26 protein-coding genes are annotated in these 26,828 nt (G+C 65.2%); 17 read left to right on the top strand and 9 right to left on the bottom strand.

The window, feature by feature from the left end; all coding sequences use genetic code 11:
• Window positions 1-23: 23 nt before the first annotated feature.
• The 5 genes from M2333_RS04320 to M2333_RS04300 form a co-directional block, all read right to left on the bottom strand.
• Window positions 24-809, bottom strand: a complete 786-nt coding sequence (locus M2333_RS04320) for a F0F1 ATP synthase subunit A (protein ID WP_181559877.1) — start codon at window positions 807-809, stop codon at window positions 24-26.
• 44 nt (window positions 810-853) lie between these two features.
• Window positions 854-1,177, bottom strand: coding sequence for an AtpZ/AtpI family protein (locus tag M2333_RS04315; protein ID WP_181559878.1), 324 nt, complete (start codon window positions 1,175-1,177; stop codon window positions 854-856).
• Window positions 1,178-1,358: 181 nt separating this feature from the next.
• A complete protein-coding gene (locus M2333_RS04310; protein ID WP_413716473.1) occupies window positions 1,359-1,754 on the bottom strand; it encodes a YdbL family protein in 396 nt (131 codons plus the stop codon).
• A gap of 5 nt (window positions 1,755-1,759) precedes the next feature.
• A complete protein-coding gene (locus M2333_RS04305; protein WP_264610966.1) occupies window positions 1,760-1,969 on the bottom strand; it encodes a YnbE family lipoprotein in 210 nt (69 codons plus the stop codon).
• On the bottom strand, window positions 1,966-5,136 hold the full coding sequence (locus M2333_RS04300; RefSeq protein ID WP_264610965.1) for a YdbH domain-containing protein: 3,171 nt from the start codon (window positions 5,134-5,136) through the stop codon (window positions 1,966-1,968). Before M2333_RS04300 ends, M2333_RS04305 begins: the two co-directional genes overlap by 4 nt.
• A 135-nt stretch (window positions 5,137-5,271) precedes the next feature.
• On the opposite strand from M2333_RS04300, the gene radC reads away from it, so the two are divergent.
• The 6 genes from radC to M2333_RS04270 all read left to right on the top strand — a co-directional run bounded on the left by radC (window position 5,272) and on the right by M2333_RS04270 (window position 11,174).
• Window positions 5,272-5,976: a RadC family protein gene (gene radC / locus M2333_RS04295; protein ID WP_264612563.1), complete on the top strand. Its 705-nt coding sequence runs from the start codon at window positions 5,272-5,274 to the stop codon at window positions 5,974-5,976.
• A 227-nt stretch (window positions 5,977-6,203) separates the two neighbouring features.
• Window positions 6,204-7,523 (top strand): adenylosuccinate lyase, encoded by a 1,320-nt coding sequence (gene purB, locus M2333_RS04290; RefSeq protein ID WP_264570581.1) that lies wholly within the window; start codon window positions 6,204-6,206, stop codon window positions 7,521-7,523.
• A 116-nt stretch (window positions 7,524-7,639) separates the two neighbouring features.
• Window positions 7,640-8,050: a hypothetical protein gene (locus M2333_RS04285; RefSeq protein WP_264587331.1), complete on the top strand. Its 411-nt coding sequence runs from the start codon at window positions 7,640-7,642 to the stop codon at window positions 8,048-8,050.
• Window positions 8,047-8,721, top strand: coding sequence for an orotidine-5'-phosphate decarboxylase (pyrF, locus tag M2333_RS04280; protein ID WP_264575651.1), 675 nt, complete (start codon window positions 8,047-8,049; stop codon window positions 8,719-8,721). Before M2333_RS04285 ends, pyrF begins: the two co-directional genes overlap by 4 nt.
• A 400-nt stretch (window positions 8,722-9,121) precedes the next feature.
• Window positions 9,122-10,714 carry an NAD(P)/FAD-dependent oxidoreductase gene (locus M2333_RS04275; protein WP_264585209.1) on the top strand — a complete coding sequence of 531 codons (1,593 nt, stop codon included), beginning with the start codon at window positions 9,122-9,124 and terminating at the stop codon, window positions 10,712-10,714.
• 4 nt (window positions 10,715-10,718) lie between these two features.
• On the top strand, window positions 10,719-11,174 hold the full coding sequence (locus M2333_RS04270; RefSeq protein ID WP_181559886.1) for a c-type cytochrome: 456 nt from the start codon (window positions 10,719-10,721) through the stop codon (window positions 11,172-11,174).
• 19 nt (window positions 11,175-11,193) lie between these two features.
• Here the strand turns inward: M2333_RS04270 and M2333_RS04265 are convergent, their stop codons facing one another.
• Window positions 11,194-11,475 carry an HNH endonuclease gene (locus tag M2333_RS04265; protein WP_264610964.1) on the bottom strand — a complete coding sequence of 94 codons (282 nt, stop codon included), beginning with the start codon at window positions 11,473-11,475 and terminating at the stop codon, window positions 11,194-11,196.
• Window positions 11,476-11,483: 8 nt separating this feature from the next.
• The gene (locus M2333_RS04260) at window positions 11,484-12,143 is read right to left on the bottom strand and encodes an MOSC domain-containing protein (protein ID WP_264610963.1); all 660 of its coding nucleotides are present in this window, start codon (window positions 12,141-12,143) and stop codon (window positions 11,484-11,486) included.
• A gap of 115 nt (window positions 12,144-12,258) precedes the next feature.
• On the opposite strand from M2333_RS04260, the gene M2333_RS04255 reads away from it, so the two are divergent.
• From M2333_RS04255 to M2333_RS04245, 3 genes are all read left to right on the top strand, one after another.
• Complete coding sequence (locus M2333_RS04255) at window positions 12,259-13,410, top strand: glycosyltransferase family 4 protein (RefSeq protein ID WP_264610962.1); 1,152 nt, start codon at window positions 12,259-12,261, stop codon at window positions 13,408-13,410.
• A 194-nt stretch (window positions 13,411-13,604) separates the two neighbouring features.
• Window positions 13,605-14,177: a biliverdin-producing heme oxygenase gene (locus tag M2333_RS04250; protein ID WP_264610961.1), complete on the top strand. Its 573-nt coding sequence runs from the start codon at window positions 13,605-13,607 to the stop codon at window positions 14,175-14,177.
• Window positions 14,167-16,734, top strand: coding sequence for an HWE histidine kinase domain-containing protein (locus M2333_RS04245; protein WP_264610960.1), 2,568 nt, complete (start codon window positions 14,167-14,169; stop codon window positions 16,732-16,734). Before M2333_RS04250 ends, M2333_RS04245 begins: the two co-directional genes overlap by 11 nt.
• An 18-nt stretch (window positions 16,735-16,752) precedes the next feature.
• Here the strand turns inward: M2333_RS04245 and M2333_RS04240 are convergent, their stop codons facing one another.
• Both M2333_RS04240 and M2333_RS04235 read right to left on the bottom strand, forming a co-directional pair.
• Window positions 16,753-17,064 carry a DUF2218 domain-containing protein gene (locus tag M2333_RS04240; protein WP_264610959.1) on the bottom strand — a complete coding sequence of 104 codons (312 nt, stop codon included), beginning with the start codon at window positions 17,062-17,064 and terminating at the stop codon, window positions 16,753-16,755.
• Window positions 17,065-17,131: 67 nt separating this feature from the next.
• The gene (locus M2333_RS04235; RefSeq protein ID WP_413716472.1) at window positions 17,132-17,752 is read right to left on the bottom strand and encodes a PadR family transcriptional regulator; all 621 of its coding nucleotides are present in this window, start codon (window positions 17,750-17,752) and stop codon (window positions 17,132-17,134) included.
• Between the two features lie 162 nt (window positions 17,753-17,914).
• Here M2333_RS04235 and M2333_RS04230 point away from each other — a divergent pair, with 162 nt between their 5' ends.
• The 8 genes from M2333_RS04230 to fdhF all read left to right on the top strand — a co-directional run bounded on the left by M2333_RS04230 (window position 17,915) and on the right by fdhF (window position 26,826).
• Window positions 17,915-19,237, top strand: coding sequence for a replication-associated recombination protein A (locus M2333_RS04230; protein ID WP_264594358.1), 1,323 nt, complete (start codon window positions 17,915-17,917; stop codon window positions 19,235-19,237).
• A gap of 15 nt (window positions 19,238-19,252) precedes the next feature.
• The gene (locus tag M2333_RS04225) at window positions 19,253-20,122 is read left to right on the top strand and encodes a hypothetical protein (protein ID WP_264610958.1); all 870 of its coding nucleotides are present in this window, start codon (window positions 19,253-19,255) and stop codon (window positions 20,120-20,122) included.
• Between the two features lie 238 nt (window positions 20,123-20,360).
• Window positions 20,361-20,525, top strand: coding sequence for a hypothetical protein (locus M2333_RS04220; RefSeq protein WP_264610957.1), 165 nt, complete (start codon window positions 20,361-20,363; stop codon window positions 20,523-20,525).
• Between the two features lie 25 nt (window positions 20,526-20,550).
• The gene (locus tag M2333_RS04215; RefSeq protein WP_264610956.1) at window positions 20,551-21,258 is read left to right on the top strand and encodes a glutamine amidotransferase; all 708 of its coding nucleotides are present in this window, start codon (window positions 20,551-20,553) and stop codon (window positions 21,256-21,258) included.
• Between the two features lie 182 nt (window positions 21,259-21,440).
• Window positions 21,441-21,875, top strand: coding sequence for an NAD(P)H-dependent oxidoreductase subunit E (locus tag M2333_RS04210; protein WP_181559896.1), 435 nt, complete (start codon window positions 21,441-21,443; stop codon window positions 21,873-21,875).
• A 1-nt stretch (window position 21,876) separates the two neighbouring features.
• Window positions 21,877-23,418, top strand: a complete 1,542-nt coding sequence (locus tag M2333_RS04205) for an NADH-ubiquinone oxidoreductase-F iron-sulfur binding region domain-containing protein (RefSeq protein WP_264610955.1) — start codon at window positions 21,877-21,879, stop codon at window positions 23,416-23,418.
• Window positions 23,415-23,981: a molybdenum cofactor guanylyltransferase gene (locus M2333_RS04200; protein WP_264610954.1), complete on the top strand. Its 567-nt coding sequence runs from the start codon at window positions 23,415-23,417 to the stop codon at window positions 23,979-23,981. The genes M2333_RS04205 and M2333_RS04200 overlap by 4 nt, the downstream gene beginning before the upstream one ends.
• Window positions 23,971-26,826, top strand: coding sequence for a formate dehydrogenase subunit alpha (gene fdhF, locus M2333_RS04195; RefSeq protein ID WP_264610953.1), 2,856 nt, complete (start codon window positions 23,971-23,973; stop codon window positions 26,824-26,826). Before M2333_RS04200 ends, fdhF begins: the two co-directional genes overlap by 11 nt.
• Window positions 26,827-26,828 lie beyond the last annotated feature (2 nt).

Below are 26,828 nucleotides of genomic sequence, written 5' to 3'. Positions count from 1 at the left end.
TCGATTTGGTCGTTGATTGAAACTCAGTGCAGATGCTCAGCGTCGTGAATGTACAGCGACGTCAGCAGTGCGAAAACATAGGCCTGGATGCCAGCGACCAGGATCTCCAGCGCGGAGATGCCGACCATCAGGGCAAAGCTTGGGATGCCGACGCCAAGGCCGGGCGCCACGCCGGCAGCCGAAGCGTTGATCACGAAGCCAGCAAGCACCTTGAGCAGAATGTGACCGGCGATCATCGCGACGAACAGTCGCAGGCCCAGCGAGAAGGGGCGCACCATGAACGAGACGAACTCGATGATGGGGATCAGCCAGATCAGCCACAGCGGCGTGCCGTGCGGCACGAACAGCGAGAAGAACTTGAGGCCATGCTTCCAGAAGCCGACGATCAGCACGATCGAAAAGCTCAGGATCGCGAGAACGCCGGTTACCGTGAAGTGGCTGGTAAAGGTGAAGGGATGCAGGCCGAAAATGCCGATGGGCAGCAGGCCGAGCAGGTTGGCGAAGAGGATGAACATGAACAGCGAGAAGATGTAGGGCACATATTTGCGCCCGCCCTTGCCGATATTGTCATCGGTCAGCTTCGCGATGAAGCCGGTCATCGACTCTACAGCCGCCTGCCAGCGCCCCGGCACCAGATCGCGCTTCATGCCGAGCAGCATGAAGCCCCACAGAACGACGACCGTGATCACCATCCACAGCGCGCTGTTGGTGAACGCAATGTTGTAACCACCGAGGCTCCACTGTTCGGTACCGAACAGCGGCTCGATGGCGAACTGGTGCATAGGATCGATCTTGCCGGGTTCTGCCACGTCTGATTCCCAAAAAGCCGTCTGCGATTATGACGAAAGCGCCCTTACTTCTCAGGACGCTTCATCGAAATCTTCCAAATGTTCCTGAAGGCTACGATGATCCCCAGAAAGAGGAAAACCAGCAGGAGCCAGGGCGATGTGCCGATGAACCGGTCCAGGACCCATCCAATCAGCGCGCCGCCGACAAGACCGCCGATCAGCTCCGCAAGAACCCGGTTGCCGAGGCGATAATTCTTATCGCCGCCAACTTCCCGGTCCGCTCCGGTCCTGACCTTTTCGACTGCCTCGGCACGTTCCAACCGCTCGCTGAGCGACTTGATGCGTTCATCTTCGGCAATCGGGTCTCGCCCAGGTTCGGTCTCTGTCATCGTGCCAACTCCCGTTCACGCCAAGAGACGTAAAAACCAGCGCTGCATGACGTGCCTGAGCCGCCCCCGTCAAGGCGCGGCCCGTGTAGAAAGCGTTGGCGTGCAAGTCAACACTGCTGACCGCGCCGGAGGGATCAGGCGGATTTTCGAGGAAAATTAGGCCCTCAGTGGCGCGAATCGCTCAGCGTGTGGCGGTGGCGCAATAATCCGGCAGCGCAATCGGCCCGGCGCCTTTGGTCTGCCATGGACCACTGCCGATCCGGTAGATCTGCCCTTCCGAGACGCGCCCGGCCAGCGTCTGACAACCGGTCACGGCCGCCATGTCCTGCACGGTCACGCCACGCTTGGCCGCCAGATCGGTATAGGCCGCGCGGCGCTTGATGTTGAGCGCATCCACGGCGGCGCGCACATCGCTGCTCACCGAGCCGTTGACGCCCAGATAGCCATCCGACTGCTCGCCGACCGTGCCGGCCGACTTGGCGGCGCTCACTACGGCGTCCTGCGCGACGGCCGGAGCCGCTCCGACGACGCCGAGACCGAAAACTGCCGCAAGCGCTGCGGCGCGAATGCTGTGCATATATGTCATTTCGGGAAAAGCTCCGGATTGTTCTCGATGAGGTCCTTGGCGTCCTGCTGAAGGCGCACGACCACTTCCTGCTGAATCTTCACGTTGAGATTGATCTCGATCGGCTTTTCGGGCGCGCGCACCTGAATGCAGCCGCCTGCCGCTCCGGCAAGCGTCAGCCCCAAGCCCAGTCGCGTTGCGCGCGATATCCATCGTCGGTGCCTCATTTCTTGTCCCCTTCTATCCTCTTGTCGCTGTCCGCCGGCTGAACGGCCACCCCGGAACCCCGCGTGGACGCCCCGCTGCCGACAGGCACAAACTGGTCGCCCAGACTGCCATTGATGAGCTTGGTCGGATCGGCAAGCCCGGTCGCAGTGTTGAGCAGCCCCCGGAAGGGCGCCTCGATCCGCACATTGAACAGGAAGGGCAGGCCAAGGAACGGCCGCGCCAGGAAGCTGCGGCGTGTTTCTTCCGTGCCCTGATTGACCCCGTTGATGCTCACCTGCGTGACGAACTCGCCATCGATGGCGCCATCAAGCCGGATCGCGAGGCAGCGATAGCCTAAATTCTTGAGCGCGTCGAAGGCCAACCGCGCCATTGCATTGAGCTGCGCGTTGGACACCTCACCCACGTAAGAAAGGCGTCCGGCCCGGCGCTCTGGATCGCATGGGATCGTCAGGCCTTGCGTGCTGGTGAGGTAGCGTGGCTCGTCGCCCTCTTGCCGCGCAACCAGCAGGCCACCGACGATCCGCCCGCCATCCTTGTCGAACACCATCGGCAGCAGACCATCGAAGGTGCCCGTCGCGGAGATGTTCTCCAGCTCCAGCGTGTTGATAAAGGCGCCCGCATCCAGCCCGACGACGCGGAAGGTGAGATTCCGCGGCTGGCGCGAATCCAGCGCGAGGGGGGCGGGCATCAGTTCCAGCATGCCGCCGGAGAACGGCCAGCGCCCGCCCTCGATCTCCGCCACCTCGCTCGAGAGCAGTTGATAGCGAATGGTGCCGTCGCGCACCTCGATGCCCGGGTTGACGCTCTCCACCGTCACCACCTGGCCGGGTTCGGTGCGCAGGCCAAGCAGGTCCGTGAAGCGGATCGTCGTCGACAAGCCGGCGACCGGGCCGAAGGCGGCCGCGAAAGCCATGTTCTCGGTCGAGAATGTCCCGTCGCTGGTCACCTTGTCGCCCGTCCAGCGGATCTGGCCGGCGCCGTTCACCATTCCGACGACATTGGCCACCACGCCCAGCGAGAGCGGCGTGAGATCGTCCGGCTGAAGCGCATTGCCGAAGCGCAAGTCTTTCACCGTCAGATCGGCGCGACCTGCGCCACGGCTGAGGTCGTGCCGGATTACCACATTGGCGACCTTGGCCTTTCGTTCCGGATGCACGAGCACACCGGTCGCCTCGATGCGATTGTCGGCCAGGGTCAGGTGCACCTGCTCGCCGGCCAGCGGATTGAAGCGCCGATCGGCTTGCGTATCCGCGACGCGCAGATTGCCATCGACCGCCAGACGTCCGTCGGCGAACTGCCATTGCCCTTCCATGGCGGTGAGATCGAGCGGCACAGAGCCGATCCGGCCCCGGCCTGCCGAAATCGTCCCGGCGAGGCCACCCGCCGACCCACGTCCGCCCGTCAGGCGATCGGCAGCGAGCCGGACCGGGGCTTCGGCCGCGCCAATGCGCACGTTCGGCTGCTGGATTTCGAAGCGGCCGGTGGTGAGGCCGTAACGCGCTGCGCTGGCATCAAATGCGAAGGGATTGTCGCCCAGCCGGCCGCGCAATGCCACATCGCGGATCGCGGCCGCGCCCTCCCCCAGCCCGCAAACCTGTAACGCCGCAGGATCGAGCACGAGGCCGGACATGCTGAGCGACGCCCAGCGCAATGGCACGCAAGTCCTTGATAGACTAACCGCCCCGCCTGCCCCGATGCGAGCATCCAGCGGCATCTGCAGGCCCTTGACTGCACCGCCCGGCAAGGGACCGTCCAGCGTCACCTGGGTCTGCACGCTGCCGCGCCCCGCGCCATCCATGGCAAAGCGCAGCGGGGCCAGCGCCAGCCGCGCCCCGTTGGCATCATAAGGCCTCAATGTGGCGGTGCCGCGCACACCGCCTTGCTCCTGCGTGGCGAACTCGATGCGCCCCTCCGGCAGATCGCCACCGGCGATATCCAGCCGTCCCGACGCGCGCAGGCCGCCCGGCCAGTCGATGCGCACCGCGCTGCCTTCCCAATTCTCGATCCGCGCGCCGCTCGCCGAGCGCAGCGCGAAGCGGTCAAGCCGGGCATTACCTTGCGCGCCGAGCATATTGACCTGGCCCGCCAACTCGATGTGATTGCGCCGGCCTATTGCCTCGACAGCGCGCGCCAGCTTGTTCGCGATCGGTTCCAGCGGACTGCCATCGGCCGCCGAAGCGAGGCGCGCGAGATTGATCCCGCGAGCCGGCCGGGCATTCTCGATGGTCCCGGTGCCTTGCCACGCCAGAGCGCGATTGCGGGAATCGAGCTGCACCGCGAAATTGCCGCCCAGCTTCGCCGCGTCACTTTCAAGGCCGTCGACAAGCGCGCTGACGGCGGCAAGCGAAGCGCTCCCCCGCAGGGTATCGCCTTCGCCTTTAAAGGTGATGAGCCCGGACAGTTCCTTGAACTCGCGCTTGCCCCGCCCGTCCCCCTGCTCGGCCAATGGCGCGGCAAGGCTCACCGCACCGCCCAAGGGTTCAAGGGCCAGGTTTGTGCGGATGTTGAGATCGAGCGTGGGGGCCGTCAGCCTGAGCTTCGCCGCCTCGCATCCAACGCCGCTGACGTGCGCGGGGCCCTTGAGGTGAATTTCGCCATTCTCGGTCGCCACGTCCACTGGCGCCCGCAGCGCCCGCAGCCTGCAATCGCCAAAGGTAAGCGCCGGGCTCGCGAGGTTGAGCTGACCATTGAACCCGGACGATAACGGCCCGCTGCCATCCAGCCCCAGCTCGACCGTGCCGTTGTCGGTGACGATCCGCGCCTGTGCGTCCTCGATCACCGCCGTCCAGTCGGGCAGCTTGGGATCGCCTGTGCCACCTTCCAGCAGGCGACTGACCTGACCCAAGTCCAGCGCCCCATCGGCAATCCGCCCGCGCAGCCGAACGCCGCTGGCCTCGAGCCGATCGATATAAGGCCCGGTCAGGCCCCAGGCGAGTTCGAGCTCGATGAAGCGGACCGTGAGATCGGGCGATTTCGGGTCGCCAATGACGAGATTGTCCAGCCGCTGGTGCTGCGGACCGATCCGCGTGATCTCATATCGGCCCTGTACGCCCCGCTTGGCCAGTTCCCGCGCGATGAAGCTGTCGGCAATCGGCTCGCGCGCCAGCCAGAGGCCGCCCGCGACCAGCAGCAGCGCCGTCGCGCTCCCGCCGGCAATCCAGCGCACACGTTGACGGCGCCGGTGCAGCCGCTCTGCTGCACCCGCCTCCAGCTCGTCATCCTCTTCGACCCACTCGGTCAGACGTTTATCCCCGTCATTCCCGCTTGCCGCTCTGCCGGCTCGCGCTTAGCTACAATGTTCATGGGCGAAGGGCGATCCCGGGGCAAGAGCGAGACGAGTCATGATGGCGTTGGCCACCGCGCCCGCCTGCGGCAGCGACTCGCGTCCGGACCAGATGGGCTGCTCGACCATGAACTGATCGAATATCTGCTCGCGCTCGCCCTGCCGCGCCGGGATACCAAGCCGCTGGCAAAGGCCCTGATCGCCCGCTTCGGCTCGTTGGGCGCCGTGCTCAGCGCCGATTGGGCCACGCTGATGCAGGTCGACGGCATGGGCGAGACCACGACCGCCGCGCTCAAGGCGACACAGGCCGCCGCCCTGCGGATGCTCCGCAACGAGGTGGCGGAGCGGCCGGTGCTGGCATCATGGCAGGCCCTGCTCGATTATTTGCGCGCCGACATGGCCCATCTCTCGATCGAGCGCGTGCGCGTGCTTCATCTCAACGCCCGCAACATCCTGCTGCTTGACGATCATATGGGGGACGGCTCGGTGGATGAAGCTGCCATCTACGCCCGGCAAGTTGCCCGGCGCGCACTGGAGTTCGGCTCTGCGGGCGTCATCCTCGTGCACAATCATCCCAGCGGCCTGCCCGAGCCGAGCCGGCAGGACATCCTCATGACTCGCGACGTCATCGCCGCGCTCAAGCCCCTCGGCGTGACCGTCCACGATCATGTCATTATCGCGACCGAAGGTCACCGTTCGATGCGGGCCATGGGACTGATCTGAGGTTGCGGCACGCGGATGAGGCTCTGATCAATCGGTCGACGCGCACCCATCTGCGGACGATTCGTTTCATTTCGCCGCGACCACCCACCACGGACAGCATTGATTTTTATCGCTATATCTCAGCACCTTGAGTCATAACCGCCGCCCTCACCCGGGTGATTTGCCCGTTTCGCCGCAGCCTGCTAGGGGCAGGCCGTCTCCAATTTGTCTCATCAGGAACCCGCCTCATGGTGCCTCGTTACGCCCGCCCGCAAATGACCGCGATCTGGGAGCCGGAAGCGCGCTTCCGCATCTGGTTCGAGATCGAGGCTCACGCGACCGAAGCGCTGGCCGAGCTGGGCGTGGTACCCAAAAGCGCCGCCAAGGCGCTGTGGGACTGGTGGGCAACCAATCCCTCCATCGACGTGCCCGCCATCGATGCCATCGAGGCTGTCACCAAGCATGACGTGATCGCCTTCCTCACCTGGGTGGCCGAGCAGGTCGGCGATGAAGCCCGCTTCATGCACCAGGGCATGACCAGCTCGGACGTGCTGGACACCTGCCTCAATGTGCAACTTGCCCGCGCGGCCGATCTGCTGATCGCCGATCTCGATGCGCTGCTGGAGGCAATCAAGCGTCGCGCGTTCGAGCACAAGCTGACCCCGACCATTGGTCGCAGTCACGGCATCCACGCCGAGCCGGTCACCTTCGGTCTCAAGATGGCGGAAGCCTATGCCGAGTTCTCCCGTTGCAAGGCGCGCCTGATCGCGGCCCGAGAAGACGTCGCCACCTGCGCCATCTCCGGCGCGGTCGGCACCTTCGCCAATATCGATCCCAAGGTGGAAGAGCATGTCGCGGCCAAGCTCGGCCTCACGGTGGAGCCGGTCAGTACGCAGGTTATCCCGCGCGATCGCCACGCCATGTTCTTCTCGACGCTGGCCGTGATCGCGGGCTCCATTGAGCGGCTCTCCGTCGAAGTGCGCCATTTGCAGCGCACCGAGGTGCTGGAAGCCGAGGAATATTTCTCGCCGGGCCAGAAGGGCTCGTCGGCGATGCCGCACAAGCGCAACCCGGTGCTCACCGAGAATCTGACCGGCCTGGCCCGCATGGTGCGCGCTTATGCCCTGCCCGCGCTCGAGAATGTCGCGCTGTGGCATGAGCGGGACATCTCCCACTCCTCGGTCGAGCGCTTCATCGGCCCGGACGCCACGATCACGCTCGACTTCGCCCTCGGTCGGCTCACCGGCGTGATCGACAAGCTGCTCGTCTACCCCGAGCGGATGATGAAGAACATGAACCGGATGGGCGGCCTCATCCACTCGCAGCGCGTGCTGCTCGCCCTCACCCAGGCTGGCGTGAGCCGCGAGGACAGCTATGCGATGGTCCAGCGCAACGCCATGCAGGTGTGGCAGTCGGATGGTGCGCATTCGCTGCTCGATCTGCTCAAGGCCGACCCGGCCGTTTCCGCGCATCTCTCCGGTCCACAGCTCGAGGCACTGTTCGACCTCGACTATCATCTGAAGCATGTCGACACGATCTTCACTCGGGTGTTCGGAACCGCTGGCTGACACGCCCGTTCCGGAAGCTCCCATGTCCGCAGAGAGGCGTTGAAACGCGCCCCTAGGCAAGCCGGCACGGCGCGCTTATGGTCAGGCTCTACGGACCAAGCAGAGGAAGACAAGCCATGCAGTTCCTCCGGACAGCCTTCTGGGTCGTACTGGCGATCATCATCGTCATTTTCAGCTTCGCCAACTGGACCCCCGTGATGATTAATCTGTGGGGCGGTCTCCAGCTTGAAACCAAGCTGCCTGTTCTCGTGATCGTCGCGTTTCTCGCCGGTTCGCTGCCGTTCTGGGCGCTGCATAAGGCGACCAAATATCGGATGCGCCGGCGGCTCGACAGCGCCGAGCGCGCCCTCGCGGCTTCCGCACCGGCGGCGACGGCACCGGTGGTTCATACCCAGGACCACCCCACGCCAACCGCCACGCCCGATCACATCACCCCAGCGGGATTCGATCCCGCACAGCCCGTTCGCACGATCGATGTGCGGGTGGACGACGATCTCAAACCGGCAGGCAGAACCGACACTCCATGACCAGCATCATCTATATCGCCATCGACACGCCCTCCCTGCCCCATGCGCAGGAGCTGGTTCAGAAGGTCCGCAACCATGTCGGCGGCATCAAGCTGGGGCTGGAATTTTTCTGCGCCAACGGTCACCATGGCGTGCATGAGATGCGCAAGTTCGGCCTGCCGATCTTTCTCGATCTGAAGCTTCACGACATTCCGAACACGGTCGCCAAGGCGGTTCAGGCCCTGCACGCGCTCGAACCGTCGATCCTCACCGTCCATGCCTCTGGCGGACGGGCGATGCTGGAAGATGCCAAGGCTGCGGCCGGGGTTCACACCAAGGTCGTCGCCGTGACGACGCTCACGAGCCTTGACCAGACCGATCTGGAGGAAACCGGCGTTCACGGCGGGACGCAGGAACAGGTCGAGCGGCTGACGCTGCTCGCGAAGGAGGCCGGTCTCGACGGCATCGTCTGCTCCGGCAATGAGGTCGCCCGCGCGCGCAAGCTGTGGCCTGCCGGCTTCTTTGTCGTACCCGGCGTGCGCCCGAGCGGCGCCAGCAAGGGCGACCAGAAGCGCGCGGTCACGCCGCGTGAAGCGGTGGATGCCGGCGCCTCGCTGCTGGTCATTGGCCGCCCGATCACCCAGTCGCCCGAGCCTGATATGGCGGCGCGCGAAATCGAGGCGACGCTTTAGGCGGCAGACGACATACTCCCCTCCTCTTCAGAGGAGGGGCCAGGGGGTGGTGGCGATGCGCAGCATCGCTCTATCGGTGAATAACCGCGAGGTTGCTGCACCACCCCAACCCCTCCTCTGAAAAGCAGGGGCTAAGTCTCGCTTCAAACTTCCCGACTCCACTGCAGGAGTGTCTGAGCGACACGGCGCTCATCGCCCCCGACTCCGGCGTAAATTCGGCCCTTTGCCCGAGCCGCGTCCCACCGCAAATACGCAAAACCTCGTATCAACAGCAGCGTGCCGCAGGCCGATCACTGGCTTCGCGACGAGGTGCTGCACAGGTTGGTGCGAGTCGGGTCAAGGCCCGGTTCGCCCACCATGGCTCCCTCACGCAAAGGGGTGACATGGGATATAACCACATATGACAGACACTAACGCGCTGCGCATGAGCAAGCGTGATCTGCTGGCGCTCATTGGAACCACGGCGGGCGCATCGGCGATGTACATGGCGATGTCGAGCCTCGGCCAGGCTCAGGCCTCGACGTTCAAGGGACCGATCAAGCTGGAGGGCGGCGCCAAGGGCGCGAGCGTGCTCATTCTGGGCGCCGGCGTCGCGGGGATGACCGCCGCGCTGGAACTCAGCCGCGCCGGCTACAAGGTTCAGGTGCTGGAGTATAACGACCGCGTGGGCGGCCGCTCCTGGACGCTCAAGGGCGGCGATACCTACACTGAACTCGGCGGCGCGACGCAGAAGTGCGACTTCGCGCCCGGCAACTACATCAATCCCGGCCCGTGGCGCATTCCATGGCACCACCATGGCATCATGCATTATTGCCGCGAACTGGGCGTGGCCCTCGAGCCGTTCATGCAGGTCAACTATAACGCCTATGTTCACTCGACCAAGGCGTTCGGCGGGGCCCCGCAGCGCTACCGGCATGTGCAGGCCGATTTCTACGGCCATGTCAGCGAATTGCTCGCCAAGGCGGTCAACAAGAATGCCCTGGCGGATACGCTCAGCAAGGAGGATGGCGACATCCTGCTGGAATCCCTGCGGAGCTGGGGCGCGCTCGACAAGGATATGCGCTATGTAAAGGGCCGCGAGTCCAGCAACCGCCGTGGCTGGGAGAAGCAGCCAGGCGGCGGCCTGACTGCCGAGCCCATCCCCTCCGAGCCGATGACCGCCGAAACGGTGCTCCGCTCACGCCTGTGGCGCTCGATTGGGGGCAACCTCACCTGGGATCATGAGTTCGCCATCTTCCAGCCGGTTGGCGGCATGGAAATGGTCGCCAAGGGCTTTGAGCGGGCGGTCGGCCATCTGGTTCGCCTCAACAGCAAGGTCACCGCGATCAAGCAGGGCGCGAAAGGCGTCACGGTCGATTATGTCGACACCAAGTCCGGTGCCGCCGCGCAGGCCAAGGCTGACTGGTGCATCTGCACGATCCCGCTGCCTATCCTCGCGCAGATCGACATGAATGTCGGCCCCAAGCTGGCCGGCGCCATCCGTGCCGTGCCCTACTCGACCAGCGTCAAGGTCGGGCTGGAGTTCAAGCGGCGCTTCTGGGAGCAGGACGACCAGATCTATGGCGGCATCACCACCACGGATCTGCCGATCTCGCAGATCAGCTACCCCAGCAGCAATTATGGCGCCAGCGGCCCGGGCGTGCTTCTGGGCGCTTATACCGGCGGCTCGACAGGGTTCGAACTGACCGCGCTGCCGCCGGAAGAGCGCGTCAAGCGCGCGCTCGAATGGGGCGCGCAGATCCATCCGCAATATAAGGCCGAGTTCATGAACGGCGTGGCCGTCGGCTGGCACCGGGTTCCCTGGGTGCTCGGCTGCTTCGGGCAGTGGACGGAGGAAGCGCGCGCCGAGCACTACCGGAATATGTGCGAATTCGACGGGCGGATCGTCCTGGCGGGCGAGCATACCTCCTATATCGGCGGATGGCAGGAAGGCGGTATCACCTCCGCCATCGATGCGATCACGCGGCTCCATCAACGTGTCACCGCGAGCTAATATCATGAAGATCAGCACATTGGCCTTTGGCCTCGCCGCCGGCATTCTCACCGGCTCGGTTTCCGTCGCACTCGCGCAGGATGCTGCCCAGCCACGCCAGGGCGATCCCGCCGCTCTGGTCGCCCAGCAAGGCGATGCCGACGGGGCGTTCGTGATGCCGGGGCGGTTCAGCGAACCCGACGGCGAAAAAATGTACCGCCGGGTCTGTGCCGCCTGCCACATGCCGGACGCAGCTGGCGCAACGGGCGCGGGCAAATATCCCGCGCTCGCCAACAACCCCAATCTCGCCGCCAGTGGCTATCCCATGCTGGTGACGCTCAAGGGGCTGAACGGCATGCCGCCGGTCGGCGAGATGATGACGGACCAGCAGGTCGCCAATGTGGTGAACTATGTCCGCACGCATTTCGGCAATCATTATGAGGACGCGATCACCGCCGAGGACGTCAAGGCGATGCGCTGAGCCGGTGCAGGCCCCGCCCTTAACGGCGCGGCTTGCGCGTGGGCCCGTGGAAGTCCGCCGGCTTGCCGGCGACCCAGCGCAGAAAGGCGGCGAGCCCGGGATCACCTCGCAACGCCGCCTGATCGCGCCCCATGCGCGCCAGCTGGCCATTGCTGGAGTGCGCGTGGATCGCGCGATGGCAGATCGGATGCAGCGGCACCGTCTCCCGGCCGCCCTTGGCCTTGGGCACGGGATGATGCCATTCGATGCGTGCGCCCAATGGCCGCTCGCACAGCCAGCATGAATCAGGCGTGCGCTCCAACGCGTAGCTCAGCGCGCCAGCTTTTCCGCCCGCACCCGCCACGCGTCGGCGAGGACGCGGGTCTCGGCCAATTGTGCGACGCCCGCCGGATCGGCCTTATGTCCGCCTGCGATCAGCAGGTTGAACACCCGCGCAATCGGCCAGTCTTCCAAGGGGCGCTCCAGCAGGATCATCGCATCGCCCGCCTTGGCCTCACCCTGCTCGATCACGCGCAGATAGAGACCGCAATGGCCGCTCGCGATGGCCTGACCCAGCACATCTTTGCGGCCGAAGCGCGCGTTGAGCTTGGCGCAGGGCTGGCGGCCGTGGCTGATCTCCAGCACAGCGCTGCCCAGCGCGAACCGGTCTCCCAAGCACAGATTGGCTTCGGTGGCACCACGCGTCGAAATATTCTCACCAAACGCGCCCGGCCCGTCGAGCAGCGGATGATCGTCGAGCACGCCGCGCCACCAGGCATAATGCTCATGCGGCAAGAGGTGGACAGCCTTGTCATGCCCGCCATGACGAAGGGGGTCGGCGACGCTATCGCCCTCCAGCCCCAGCCAGCCGATCCGGACAGGCCCGCGCACCGCGCGTTTGCCCATGGCGCTCATCACGCCCGGCGCCAGCAACGCGGGCGCGCCGACCAGCAGCGCATCGACGGAAAGGGAAAGCAAGGGTTCGTCCATGTCCTGTCATGGCACGACACCGATGAGTCGCGCCAGTGCAACAACGGACGGACAAGTTCCTGCCGATCGTGCGGCGGCACTTTGACCCCGCGGCCCGCCTCGCTATAGGGCCTCGATGCTCCCCAGCGACCTCCGCATTGCCCTGTTCAGCGGCAACTATAATTACGTCCGCGATGGCGCCAATCAGGCTCTCAACAATCTGATGGCCTCTGCGCTCGCGAGCGGCGCCAGCGTGCGTGTCTATTCGCCCACCATCGATCCGCCGGCGTTCGAGCCGGCTGGCGAGCTGGTGTCGGTGCCGAGCTGGTCCATGCCGGGCGGCCGGGGCGAATATCGGCTCGCCAAGGGGCTTTCAGCGCAGACTCGGGCGGACCTTGCGGCTTACGCCCCCAATATCGTCCACGTCTCAGCGCCGGACATTCTGGGGCATCGCGCATCGAGTTGGGCGCGGCGGGAGGGCATTCCCTGTGTCGCCTCCCTGCACACCCGCTTTGAAACCTATCCGCGCTATTATGGCCTTGGCTTTATTGAGCCGCTGCTGGTCCGCTTGCAGACGCGCTTCTACAATCGCGTCGATCAGGTGATGGTGCCAAGCGGCAGCATGGCGACGCTGCTGCGCGAATGGGGCGTGACGACGCCCATCGGTATCTGGTCGCGCGGCATCGATCATGCCCGGTTCAACCCGCAGCGGCGGGACAATGGCTGGCGGCGCTCGCTCGGCATCGCCGATGACGAGATCGCCGTCGGGTTCCTTGGGCGGCTTGTTCTGGAAAAGGGCCTCGGCGTCTTTGCCGATGTGATCGCGGCGCTCAAGGCGCGCGGCGTTCGCCACCGGGTGCTGGTGATCGGTGAAGGACCCGCGCGCCAGTGGTTTGCGGAGCGGGTGCCGGAGGCGGTGTTTGCGGGTTTTCAGGGCGGCGATGACCTCGGTCGGGCGGCCGCCTGCATGGATATCTTCTTCATGCCCTCGGTCACCGAGACTTTTGGCAATGTGACAACCGAAGCCATGGCGGCGGGCGTGCCGGTGGTCGCTGCCCGCGCCACAGGCGCGATTGATCTGGTCGCGGACGGTGAGACCGGCTTCCTAGTTCCGCCGCGCGACGTGCAGGCTTATGCCGACGCCATCCAGCGTCTCATCGAAGATCCCGCCTTGCGCGCAGCGGCGGGGCAAGCCGGGCATCTGCGGGTGCAGGATTACAAATGGGATCAGGTGAACGCCGCAATGATTGAAACATATTGCGGCTTGGCGAAACGCCGCGCCGGCTGATCACACGGCGACGAAGACTGAGTGTGACGGTCTGCAACCGTTCATCCCTCGGCGCGTTATGTGTCCGATGAGACAAAGGCCGCCCCTGCCCCGAATTGCGCCATTCCTTTCGCCGCGGCTCGCAAGATCACGCGTTGTATATTGCCGGCACGCGCTGTAAATTCACGGCAATGTCTTTCTATACTGATCCCGGCGTGGCGGAAATCCCGACAACAGCCGCGGCTCAGCCAGTGGCCTTCCATCAAGTCCTGAAGAAAGAGACGCGTGCTGACCACGACGAAGTCGACAGCCTGTTCAGCCAGTTCGATCTGACGAGCCGTGCGAGTTACGGCCGTTTTCTGTCAGCCCATGCAGCGGCGCTGGTGCCGCTCGAGCGCTGGCTGCGCTCAGCCTCGCCGAGTATCGACACGGCCGCGCGCGTACAGGCCCTTACAGCCGACTTGAACGCCTTGGGCCAGGCCGTTCCCGAGGCCGAGCCGCTGACATGGGCCCCGAGCACGGCGGCTCATTGGGGTGCTGCCTATGTGACGGAAGGCTCCCGCCTTGGCGGCGCGATGCTCGCGCGCCGGGTGCCCGACGATCTTCCGCGTGATTATCTGAGTGCCGTGCATCCCCAAGGCTCGTGGCGTGCCTTCATCGCCGCTCTGGAAGATCAGGCCCTGACTCACGGCCCCGTCTGGCAGCGCGAAACCCGCGCAGCAGCGACCCGGACCTTCGCCCTTTACCGAAATTGCGCCATCGCGATGGGAGCCAGACTTGGCCAATGATCCTGCCGGCTTTCGGGTCGATCTCACCAATTGCGACCGCGAACCGATCCATATTCTCGGGACGATACAGCCGTTCGGTTTCCTGATCGCGGTCAGCGCTGATTGGATGATCGGGCGCGTCTCGGACAATATCGCCGCGTTCACGGGCAAATCGGCGGATGCGCTGCTAGGTTCCAAGCTCACCGATCTCATCACGCCCGCTGCTCAGCATGACATCCGCAACCGGATTTCGATGCTGCGCGGCAATGATTCCGTGGAGCGCCTATTCTCGCAGCCGCTGTTCGATGATGGCAAGCTCTACGATGTCGCCGTGCATTTCTCGGGCAACAGCATCGTCATCGAATGCGAGCCCGCGCTCGAAGATCCAGGCGAAGCGGCGACGCTGGTCCGCACGCTCATGTCGCGCCTCGCCCAGGCCGACACGCTCACCTCCTTCATTCGCGAGAGCGCCCGGCAGGTGAAGGCGATCACCGGTTTCGATCGCGTGATGGTCTATCGCTTCGATGCCGAGGGCTCGGGCGAGGTCGTTGCCGAGGCCCTGAGCGCTGGCGTCGACAGCTTCCTTGGCCTGCATTACCCCGCGTCGGATATTCCGGCACAAGCGCGCCAGCTCTATGTGCGCAATCCGTTCCGCATCATCGCTGATGTGAATGCAGAGCCGGTGCCGATCGTGCCGCAGACCGATCCCAGCGGCGCGGTCCTCGACCAGTCGCTCTGCCTGCTCCGCGCGGTTTCGCCCATCCATGTCGAGTATCTGCGCAACATGGGCGTCAGCGCATCGCTGTCGATCTCGATCATCGTCGAAGGCAAGCTCTGGGGGCTCTTCGCCTGCCACCATTATCAGCCGCGCCTGCCTGGCCTCGCCATGCGTACGGCCGCCGAACTGTTCGGCCAGATCTTCTCGCTGATGCTCGAGAGCCGGGAACGCAGCGAGAATGCCGGCTATGAGTCGCGCGCACGCGGCGCCACCGATCGCTTGATGGCCTCCATCGCGCAGGATGGGAACCTGCTGCGAGACGCGGACTGGCTCGGCGAGGTCGTGTTCGATACCATTCCTGCCGACGGCGTCGGGGCTTATGTCGATGGCTCCGTCTCGCTCAGCGGGCTGACGCCCTCGCGCGAGCAGTTCATAAGCCTCGTCTCCATCCTCAATCAGCTTTCGCACGGCGAGGTCTTCGCGACGGACTGCATTTCATCCGTCCTGCCCGAGGCGACTGCCTATGCGGATGTCGCCGCCGGCCTCATCGCCATCCCGCTGTCACGCAAGCCGCGTGACTATGTGGTCTTCTTCCGCAGCGAACAGATGCGCTCGGTGCGCTGGGGCGGCAACCCGGAGAAGCCGGTCGAGCTCGGGCCCAATGGCGACCGGCTCACCCCGCGCAAGAGCTTCGAAAGCTGGTCGCAACTGGTGAAGGGCCGCAGCCTGCCGTTTACCACGGTCGAGCGCCGCGTTGCCGAAGCGCTGCGGGTCGGCATGCTGGAAGTGCTCATCCGCCTTTCCGAGAGCGCTGGCGAGGAGCGGCAGCGGGCGCAGGAGCGGCAGGAGCTGCTGATCGCCGAGCTCAATCACCGCGTGCGCAATATCCTCTCGCTCATCCGCGGACTCGTGTCGCAGACCCGCGACGGGGCCGCCAGCGTCGAGGATTTCACCCGCAATCTGGATGATCGCCTGCAGGCGCTCGCCCGTGCGCACGATCAAGTGACGCGCGATCGCTGGGGTCCGGCGCGGTTGCGGGATCTTATCGACATCGAGGCCAATGCCTTCCTGCGCGACAAGCGCACCAATGTGGAGACCAAAGGCTCCAACATCCTGCTACAGCCGGTTGCCTTCACCGTGCTCTCGCTGGTCTTCCACGAGCTCATGACCAATGCCGCCAAATATGGTGCGCTCTCCGATAGCGGCACGGTGCTGATCAGCTGGCAGCAGGACGAGGATGGCAGCCTGTTGATCGACTGGTCCGAACTCGGCGGGCCAGCGGTCACCCCGCCCTCGCGCCGCGGCTTTGGGTCGACGGTGATCGAAAAGACTGTCCCGCACGATCTGGGGGGCGATGCGAAGATTCACTACCGACTGAGCGGTGTGAAGGCGCATTTCTGCATTCCCTCCCGCTTCGTGGCCGGCGTCGCGCCGGAGGACCGGATCGACGCGACGGACGGCGCGTCTGCCGATCTGCGCGAGCCGGCGAAGCTGCCGCTAGCCGGGCAGCGCGTGCTGCTGGTGGAAGACAGCCTCATCATCGCACTCGACGGGCAGGACGCGTTGATGGAACTCGGCGCCGAGAAGGTCGAGGTCGCCTCCAGCGTCACCGCCGCCTTGCGCGCCTGTGCGACCGTCCCGCTCGACGTCGCCATGCTCGATTATAATTTGGGCGCGGAGACCAGCGAGCCGGTCGCCAGGGCACTGGCCGAGCGCGGCATCCCGTTCGTCTTTGCAACAGGCTATGGCAGCGGCTTGGATTCCTCGCGCTTCCACGCCGTGCCGATCGTCACCAAGCCTTATGGCACGGCGCAGATCGCAGCCGCTCTTGCAGAACTGAAAACAGAACCGGCGGACTGATCGCGCCGGTTCAAACCCTCAGGACCAGGGAAAGCTGAGCGGCGCCTCGCGGAACGCGAAGCGATCGAGATGGCGGGCGACCGTGTTTTTGAGCCCTTCGAGATGCTCCGGGCTGCTGGCGTCGATGGTCACGTCGAGCGTGTCGGGTTGCGCGACCATCGTCACCAGAGCGTCGGCAGGCCAATCGGCGCCGCGCGCATCGCGCGGAAACACGATCGTGCCGCGCTCGGGTGTGAATTCCACCTTGAGGTTGTGCGACCAGTGCTTGCACAGTTGCTGGAGGTAGCGGCTGCCGCTCTGCGTGGGCACCCTGGCTGTTGCGCTGTTCATGAGATTGTCTTTCTGTTGGTGGCTCCACCGTCCGGCGGTGGAGCGATTGGAATTATGCTGTGCAGTCTTACAACCGCTCGATCTTCCGCGCTGCCTCATCAAGGATCGCGGCGATCTCGTGCGGCAGATCGTCTGTGGTCTCGCCTTCGCGCAGCCGGCCCATCAGAGCCGTTTTGAGATTGCCCATGGCGCGGCGGACCGGGCCACTGTTGGATCGATGCTGCTCGGCGCCGAGGCCGGCGAGCCGGTCCATCAGGCCGCCGATTTCTTCGGCCTTCTCGGCAAGATGAGCCTCTCCTGCGGGGGTAATCGCGTACAGCTTGCGCGCGCCTTCGCTCTCGCTGTCGGCGATGAGGTCCATTTCCGCCAGCAGGGTGAGCGTGGGATAAACGACGCCGGGGCTGGGCGCATAAGCGCCGCCGGTCAGCTCCTCGATCGCACGGATGAGGTCATAGCCGTGGCGCGGCCCCTCGCCGATCAATTTGAGCAGCACGAGTCGCAACTCGCCGCCATCGAACAGGCGTCCGCGTCCGCGACGGCCGCCGCGCGGACCGCCATGGCCGCCCTGCCCGTCCCACTCTGCGCCGCCCCAGCCGCCGCCGAAACGACCGCCCCGGCCCATCATGGCCTTGAGCGCGTGACGGTGCCCATGCGGGCCGCGCCGTCCATGTGTGCGTATGTCAAACATCAAAGATTCAATCCTTCCAAAATTCAGATTGATCTAAGATATATCTTAGACTGATTTCCACAAGGTCCTTTTGCAATTTTTTTGAGCGTGCCCGCGAATGGCCCGCAATGCGATGCAAGCTGGCCCGTGCAACCGGTGACGGGCCGACCTATATGAGTCCGCATGTCTGATCTCTTCGGCGGCCTTGCCGCCGCCTCCAGCCCTGCCGAGCCTCGCGCGGATGCGCCGCTGGCCGACCGTCTGCGCCCGCGCACGCTCGATGACGTGGTCGGGCAAGACCACCTCACCGGTGCTGACGGCGCCATCGGGCGCATGGTCGCGGCGGGACGGCTCTCCTCAATGATCCTGTGGGGACCGCCGGGCACCGGCAAGACCACGCTGGCGCGACTGCTGGCCGAAGCGGTGGACATGCGCTTTGCGCCGATCTCCGCGGTCTTTTCCGGCGTGGCGGACCTCAAAGCTGCCTTTGCGGCCGCGCGCGATGCCGCCCGCGCCGGGCAACGCACGCTTCTGTTCGTGGATGAAATCCATCGCTTCAATCGCGCACAGCAGGATGGCTTTCTGCCTTATGTCGAGGATGGCACCGTCACGCTGGTCGGCGCCACCACCGAAAATCCGAGCTTTGCTCTCAACGCGGCGCTGCTCAGCCGCGCGCAGGTGCTCATCCTGCGCCGGCTGGACGAGACCGCGCTCGATACATTGATCTCCCGTGCGGAAGCTCTGACCGGCGCGCCGCTGCCGTTGACCGACGATGCCCGCGCCGCGCTCGTGGCTTCGGCTGATGGTGATGGCCGCTTCCTGCTCAATCAGGTGGAGACGCTGCAGGGCATCGGCCTCACCGAGCCGCTGGATCCGGCGGGCCTTGCGGCCCTTCTTCACCGCCGGATGCCCGTCTATGACAAGGATCGCGACGGGCATTACAATCTGATTTCCGCGCTCCACAAGGCGCTGCGCGGCTCCGATCCGCAGGCCGCGCTCTATTATCTCGCGCGGATGCTGGTTGCCGGAGAGGAACCGCTTTACGTCCTGCGCCGGCTGGTGCGCTTCGCCAGCGAAGATGTCGGCCTGGCCGACCCACAGGCGCTCACCCAATGCCTCGCCGCCAAGGATGCATACGAGTTCCTCGGCTCGCCCGAGGGCGAACTGGCGATCGTGCAAGCCTGCCTGTATCTCGCGACCGCGCCCAAATCCAACGCCGCCTACAAGGCGCAAAAAGCGGCCTTTGCCAGCGCCAAACAAACCGGATCGCTGATGCCGCCCGCGAACATCCTCAATGCGCCGACCAAGCTCATGAAGGAGATCGGCTATGGCAAGGGCTATAGCTACGATCATGATGTGGAAGGCGGCTTCTCAGGCGACAATTACTGGCCCGAGGAGATGGCGCCGCAGACCTTCTACGCTCCTACCGAGCGCGGGTTCGAGAAGCGGATCGCCGAGCGCATCGCCTGGTGGGATGAGCGTCGGCGCGACTTACGCGGTGACTGATCCCGCCCGCCACCCGTGAGCCGCTTCCGCCATTTCGCCGCAATCGACTGGTCGGGCGCACAGGGGCCGCGACAGCCGGGCATTGCCGTCGCCATCTGCGACGCAGATGGCGACGCTGGCCCCGCCCTGGTCCGCCCCGGCCATATCTGGTCGCGCCAAGATGTTCTCGACTGGATGCGCAAAGACATGCCGCGCGAGACGTTGGTCGGCCTTGATCTCGGCCCGTCCCTGCCCTTCGCCGACAAGGGCGCCTTCTTCCCGGGCTGGGATCGCACTCCACCCAACGCCCGCCAGCTCTGGGCCTTGGTCGAGGACATCTGCGCCGACGAGCCGCATCTGGGGGCCGGCGCCTTTGTCGATCACCCGGAGGCCGCGCGGCATTTCCGGCGCCACGGGGGCCGGGAGGGCGATCTGTTCGGTGGCGGACGCGGGCGGCTGCGCCAGACGGAGCTGGCCCAGCAGGCACAGGGCCTCAATCCCTGCAGCAACCTCAATCTCGTCGGTGCCGCGCAGGTCGGCAAATCCAGCCTGACCGGGATGAGGGTGCTGCACCGTATCCAGGCGGACGTGCCGGTCTGGCCGTTCGACGCCGACCCAGGCTCAGGCAGTCTGATCGTGGAAATTTACACCAGCCTTGCCGCGCTCGCCGCCGGCAAGCGCAAGGGCCAAACCAAGGTTCGCGAGGCCGAGTTGGATGCCTGCCTCGCGCGTCTCGCCAGCGGGCCGCATGTGCCGTTCACGGGTCGCTATAGCGACCATGCGACCGACGCGCTGCTCAGCGCGGCCTGGCTGCGGCTGGTGCACGGCGAGCCGGCCCTGTGGGCACCACAGACGCTGACGCCGGAACTGGCGCGGACGGAAGGCTGGACGTTCGGCGTGCTTTGACACGCGGACGGCCGCGTAGCCGGCCGAGCTAAACTATCACCCTTGCAAAGATCGCTTGATTGCCGGTGCCGCACCTTCCGGCTTAAACCCCTTTTGTCCGGAATGACGGGCGGCGCTGCCGCCTCCAGCCCGGAACGCGGCTTTTGATGTTTGTCAGCTTGCTCCGCGTCACCAACCGCTAAAGCGCACGAATCCCACGCGACAACGCCGGCTTCGTGCTCCGTACTGGAGAAACGATATGGCTATCCGTTCCATTCCCCGCCGTAACCGTAATCATGCCCGGCGAGCCGGCCGCGCGCTGACGCCGCTTCCGCACCCCAGCTGGCGGCTGGCGCCTGCGGCCCCGCACGACTCGCCGCCCCTCGCCAGTGCCAGTGACTTCTGGTCGCGCCTCGGCCTCTGACGCTCATTTCGAGAGGCCATTAACGATGAAGCGCGCGCTTGTGATTCGGCACGTCCCCCATGAGGGCATGGCGGGATATCGGGAGCCGGTGGAAGCGGCCGGCTATGCGATCCACCGGATCGATGTGACCGACCCCGCCTTCGCCACGCTCGACCTGCGAGAACCCGATCTGCTCATCATGATGGGCGGGCCGATGGGGGTGTATGAGCAGGATCGCTATCCGTGGATCGCCTGCCAGCTGCGCCGCCTGGCGCTGCGGCTGGCGGCCGACCGCCCCACGCTCGGCGTGTGCTTCGGCGCGCAGATGATCGCGGCGGCGCTCGGCGCGAAGGTTTATCCCGGCCCGGTCAAGGAGGTCGGCTTTCATTCGGTCAAGGTCAACGATGCCGGCCGCACCGGCCCGCTCTCTCATCTTGTCGACGTGCCGGTTCTGCACTGGCACGGCGACACGTTCACCCTGCCGGAAGGCACCCAACTGCTTGCGTCCAGCGACCGCTATACGCATCAGGCCTTCCGGCGGGGACAACATGTACTTGCCCTACAATTCCATGCCGAAATGGGCGAGGATGCGCGCTTCTATCAATGGATGGAGGAATGGCCGGAGGCGGCGGCGGAATCCGGCGGCTGCAACGACAGCCTGCGCGCCGCCCATGATCGGCTCGGACCTCGGGCCGTCTCCGCCGGACGCGCAATGCTCGGCGACTGGCTGGCGGGACTGAAAGCGGCCGCGTGATCGGGCCCGCATGATCGTCACATCACCAGTCTGACCAGCGCGCGGGCCATGCGTGCACGCCGCCTTTTGCAAGCCTCTCGCAACAACGCGATCCAGCGGTTTGCGCTTGCCAGCCGCGCAAAAAATAGGCAGTAACACAAACGAATTTCAGCAACGAAAGAAGACTTGGGAGACCCGCGCGCATGAGAGACGCCAAAGCCGATCGGCTGGACGAGATCATCGCGAGCCATAGCCGCCGCGAAGGGCCTCTTCTCCCCATCCTCCATGACGTGCAGGCCGAGTTCGGCTGCGTGGACGAGGCGTCCAAGCGCCAGATCGCCCTCGCGCTCAACCTCAGCCGCGCCGAAGTGCATGGCGTGGTGAGCTTCTATCATGATTTCACCGCCGAGCCCAAGGCAGCGCCGGTGCTCAAGCTGTGCCGTGCGGAATCCTGCAAGGCACGCGGCGTCGAAGCTCTGGTCGATGGCGCGGTTGCCGCGGCCGGCGAGCGCGTGAAGATCGAAACCATTTATTGCCTCGGCCTGTGCAGCGTCGGCCCCAATGCGATGATCGGCAATGCCGTTCATGCCCGGCTGGACGCGCCCAAGCTCGACAAGCTGATCCGGGAGATTGCCTGACATGGTCATGGTGCGCATTTCCGACGACGCGCTGGCCATCGCCTGCGGTGCCGACGCGGTTGCTGATGCCTTTGCAAGGGCCGGCGCCACCGTCGAGCGGGTTTCGAGCTGGGGCATGCAGTGGCTGGAGCCGCTGGTGGAAATCGACGGCAAGGGCTTTGGTCCAGCAACGGCCGACGATGTTGCGGCGATTCTGGACGGCTCGTCGCCGCTCGGCATCGGCGTGATCGCCGAGCATCCGTTCATCGCCAAGCAGCAGCGGCTGACCTTCGCCCGCGCCGGCAAGACGCGCCCGACCGAGCTTGCGGACTATGAAGCGACCGGCGGCTGGAAAGGCCTCGCCCGCGCTCGCGAGATCGGCGCCGAGGCGACGGTCGAGGAAGTCGTGGCCTCGGGCCTGCGCGGTCGTGGTGGCGCCGGCTTCCCCACCGGCATCAAGTGGCGCACCGTCGCGGCTGCAGTGGCGGACCAGAAATATATCGTCTGCAATGCCGACGAAGGTGACAGCGCGACTTTTGCCGACCGTATGCTGATGGAGGGCGACCCCTATTGCCTGATCGAGGGCATGGCGATTGCCGGCCTCGCGACCGGTGCGACCAAGGGCTATATCTACGTCCGCTCCGAATATCCCCACGCCATCGCCAAGCTGGAAGAAGCGATCCGCCGCAGCGCGCATCTCGTTGCGCCGTTCGTGCTGGAAGTTCGCGTCGGCGCCGGCGCCTATGTGTGCGGTGAGGAAACCTCGCTGCTCAACAGCCTGGAAGGCAAGCGCGGCGAAGTGCGCGCCAAGCCGCCAATCCCGGCGCTGGTCGGTCTGTTCGGCAAGCCCACCATCGTCAACAATGTGCTGAGCCTTGCGGCTGTACCTTACATTCTGGCCGAGGGCGCCAAGGCCTATGCCGATTATGGCATGGGTCGCTCGCGCGGCACGATGCCGATCCAGCTTGCCGGTAACATCAAGCATGGCGGCCTGTTTGAAACGGCGTTCGGCATCACGCTTGGCCAGCTCGTCAACGAGATTGGCGGCGGCACGGACGACGGCTCGCCGGTCAAGGCCGCGCAGGTTGGCGGTCCGCTCGGTGCCTATCTGCACCCGGACCAGTTCGACATTCCGTTCGACTATGAGGCTTATGCCGCCGTCGATGCGCTGATCGGCCATGGCGGCATCACCGTGTTCGGCCAGGGCGCCGACATGGCCGGTATGGCGCGCTTCGCCATGGAGTTCTGCGCGGCGGAAAGCTGCGGCAAGTGCACGCCCTGCCGCATCGGCTCGGTACGCGGCAAGGAACTGATCGACCGGATCATGGCGCGCGTGCCGCGCCAGCGCGATACGCTCGAGGGCCTGCCTCAGATGCACAACGCCCCCACCGCGCCGCGCAGCCTTGAGGACGAGATCGTCCTGCTGGAAGATCTGTGCGAGACGATGAAGTTCGGTTCGCTCTGCGCTCTGGGCGGCTTCACGCCATATCCGGTAATGAGCGCGCTCAAGCACTGGCCCGAGGATTTCGGCGCCCGCCAGAGCCTCCCCGAGGCGGCTGAATGAGCTGCTGCGTCGGCCTGCTTCCCATCGATCGCGCGGCCGTTCTCGGCGCGGTGATCGCTGGCGGCAAGTCGACGCGCTTCGGCAGTGACAAGGCCGTGGCGACCTTTCACGGTCGCGCCCTGATTGATCACGCCATCGACGCCGTGGCCGTGCACAGCGCGCAAACCATCGTGGTGGGGCGTGAGCATGACGGCGTGGCCAGCATCGCCGACCAGCCCGCGCCGCGTATGGGGCCGCTTGCCGGCCTCGCTGCGGCCTTGCTCGAAGCGCAGGCGCGCGGCCTCCCCGCCGTGCTGAGCGTGCCGTGCGATGCCATCGATCTGCCGCAAGACCTCTTGCAGCGCCTGTCCCCATACCCAGCTTATGTCGAGAGCCTGCCGGTGATCGGCGTGTGGCCCGCCTCGGCGGCCGGCGACGCGCTCGACATCCTCAAGAGCGAGGGCGTGCATTCGATGAAGGCCTTCGCCAACCGTATTTCCGCGCGCGCCGTGCAATTGCCGCGCGAACCTGTTAATATCAACACTGCTGCTGACCTGGAGAGAGTTGAACGTCATGGGCTATGAACCTCAGGCCGATTTCGGCACGCCCGCTTCCACATCGGAGAAGATGGTCACGCTGACCATCGACGGTCGCTCCGTCACCGTCCCGGAAGGCACGAGCGTGATGCGCGCGGCTGCCGAATGCGGCGGCGACATTCCCAAACTCTGCGCCACGGACAGCGTGAAGAGCTTCGGCTCCTGCCGCCTCTGTCTGGTCGAAGTCGACGGGATGCGCGGCACCCCCGCCTCCTGCACCACGCCGGCGATGGACGGCATGACCGTTTACACCCAGACTCCGCGTCTGCAGAAGTTGCGCAAGGGCGTGATGGAGCTCTACATCTCCGATCACCCGCTGGACTGCCTGACCTGCTCGGACAATGGCGACTGCGAACTGCAGGACAATGCGGCCGCCGTCGGTCTGCGCGATGTACGTTATGGCTACACGGGCGATAATCATCTGGGTCTCCAGAAGGACACGTCCAACCCCTATTTCGATTTCGACCCCAGCAAGTGCATCGTCTGCTCGCGCTGCGTGCGCGCCTGTGACGAGGTGCAGGGCACCTTCGCGCTCACGATCGATGGCCGCGGCTTCGGCTCCATGGTGTCTGCGGGTGTCGCGTCCGACGATTTCCTCTCTTCCGAATGCGTGTCGTGCGGCGCCTGTGTGCAGGCCTGCCCCACCGCCACGCTTCAGGAAAAGGCGATGGTCGAGATCGGCAAGCCCGAGCGGGCCGTCGTCACCACCTGCGCCTATTGCGGCGTCGGCTGCACCTTCCGCGCGGAAATGCGCGGTGAGCAGCTGGTGCGCATGGTGCCGTGGAAGGACGGCAAGGCAAATCGTGGCCATAGCTGCGTCAAGGGCCGCTTCGCTTGGGGCTATGCCAACCATCAGGACCGCATCACCCAACCGATGATCCGCAAGAGCGTGGATGATCCCTGGCAGGTGGTGAGCTGGGACAAGGCGATTTCCTACGCCGCATCTGAACTCAAGCGCATCAAGGCCGCCCACGGTGCGCGCGCATTGGGCGGCATCACGTCGTCGCGTTGCACCAATGAGGAAACCTTCCTCGTCCAGAAGCTGATCCGCGCCGGCTTTGGCTCCAACAATACCGACACCTGCGCCCGTGTCTGCCACTCGCCGACCGGCTATGGCCTCAAGACCACCTTTGGCACGTCCGCCGGCACGCAGGATTTCGACAGCGTGATGGACAGCGACGTCATCCTGATCATCGGCGCCAACCCGACGGACGGCCACCCGGTGTTCGCAAGCCGGATGAAGCGCCGCCTGCGTCAGGGTGCCAAGCTGATCGTCATCGACCCGCGCCGCACCGACATGGTCAAATCGCCACACATCGCCGCGCAGCACCATCTCGCGCTGCAGCCCGGCACCAACGTCGCCGTGCTCACCGCCCTGGCGCATGTGATCGTGACCGAAGGCCTGGCCGACGAAGCGTTCATCCGTGAACGCTGCGACTGGGACGAGTATCAGGACTGGGCCGCCTTCGTTTCGCAGGAGCGCAACAGCCCTGAGACGTTGGAGCCCGTCACCCGCGTGCCCGCCGAGGAATTGCGCGGCGCGGCCCGCCTGTTTGCGACTGGCGGTAATGGCGCCATCTATTATGGCCTTGGCGTCACCGAGCATAGCCAGGGCAGCTCGACGGTGATGGCCATCGCGAACCTTGCGATGGTAACCGGCAATATCGGGCGCCGCGGCGTAGGCGTGAACCCGCTGCGTGGTCAGAACAACGTGCAGGGCGCTTGCGACATGGGCAGCTTCCCGCACGAATTGCCCGGCTATCGCCACATCAGCGACGATGAAACGCGCGCGCTGTTCGAGGCGGACTGGGGCGTGACCCTGGATGCCGAGCCGGGCCTGCGCATCCCCAATATGCTGGACGCCGCGATCGACGGTACGTTCCGCGCGATCTATATCCAAGGCGAGGACATCCTTCAGTCCGACCCCAATACCGCGCATGTCGCGGCGGGCCTCAAGGCGATGGAGTGCGTCATCGTGCAGGACCTGTTCCTGAACGAAACGGCGAACTACGCGCATATCTTCCTGCCCGGTTCGACCTTCCTTGAAAAGAACGGCACCTTCACCAATGCAGAGCGGCGCATCCAGCCGGTCCGCAAGGTGATGGAGCCCGCCAATGGCTATGCCGACTGGGAGATCACCCAGCTTCTCGCCAACGCCATGGAGCTTGGCTGGAACTACGAGCATCCCAGCGAAATCCTGGCCGAGATCGCCCGTCTCACCCCGTCCTTCGCAGGCGTATCCTGGGCGCGTCTGGAGCGCGAGGGATCGTTGCAGTGGCCGGTCAAGGACGAGACCCACGAGGGTTCGCCGATCATGCATGTGGACGGTTTCGTGCGCGGCAAGGGCAAGTTCGTAGTCACCGATTATGTACCGACGGACGAGAAGACCGGCCCGCGCTTCCCGCTGCTGCTCACCACCGGCCGCATCCTCAGCCAGTATAATGTCGGCGCGCAGACACGGCGCACCGGCAACACGGCCTGGCACCCTGAGGATCTGCTGGAAATCCATCCGACCGATGCCGAGAATCGCGGCCTCAAGGATGGTGATTGGGTGAAGCTCTCCAGCCGCACCGGCGAGACGACGCTGCGGGCGACAATCACTGAGCGGGTGGCACCGGGTGTGGTCTACACCACCTTCCACCACCCCGCCACGCAGGCCAATGTCGTGACCACCGAATATTCGGACTGGGCCACCAACTGCCCCGAGTACAAGGTGACAGCTGTCCAGATCACGCCTTCCAACGGCCCGACCGATTGGCAGGAGGATTATAACAGCTGGTCCGAACGCTCGCGGCGGATCGTGGCCAGCCTCACGGCTGAAGCGGCGGAGTAAGC

Origin of the sequence: Sphingobium sp. B11D3B, from assembly GCF_025961735.1 — a bacterium.
Classification (GTDB): Bacteria; Pseudomonadota; Alphaproteobacteria; order Sphingomonadales; family Sphingomonadaceae; genus Sphingobium.
This window is presented reverse-complemented; position numbering and strand designations above follow the sequence as displayed.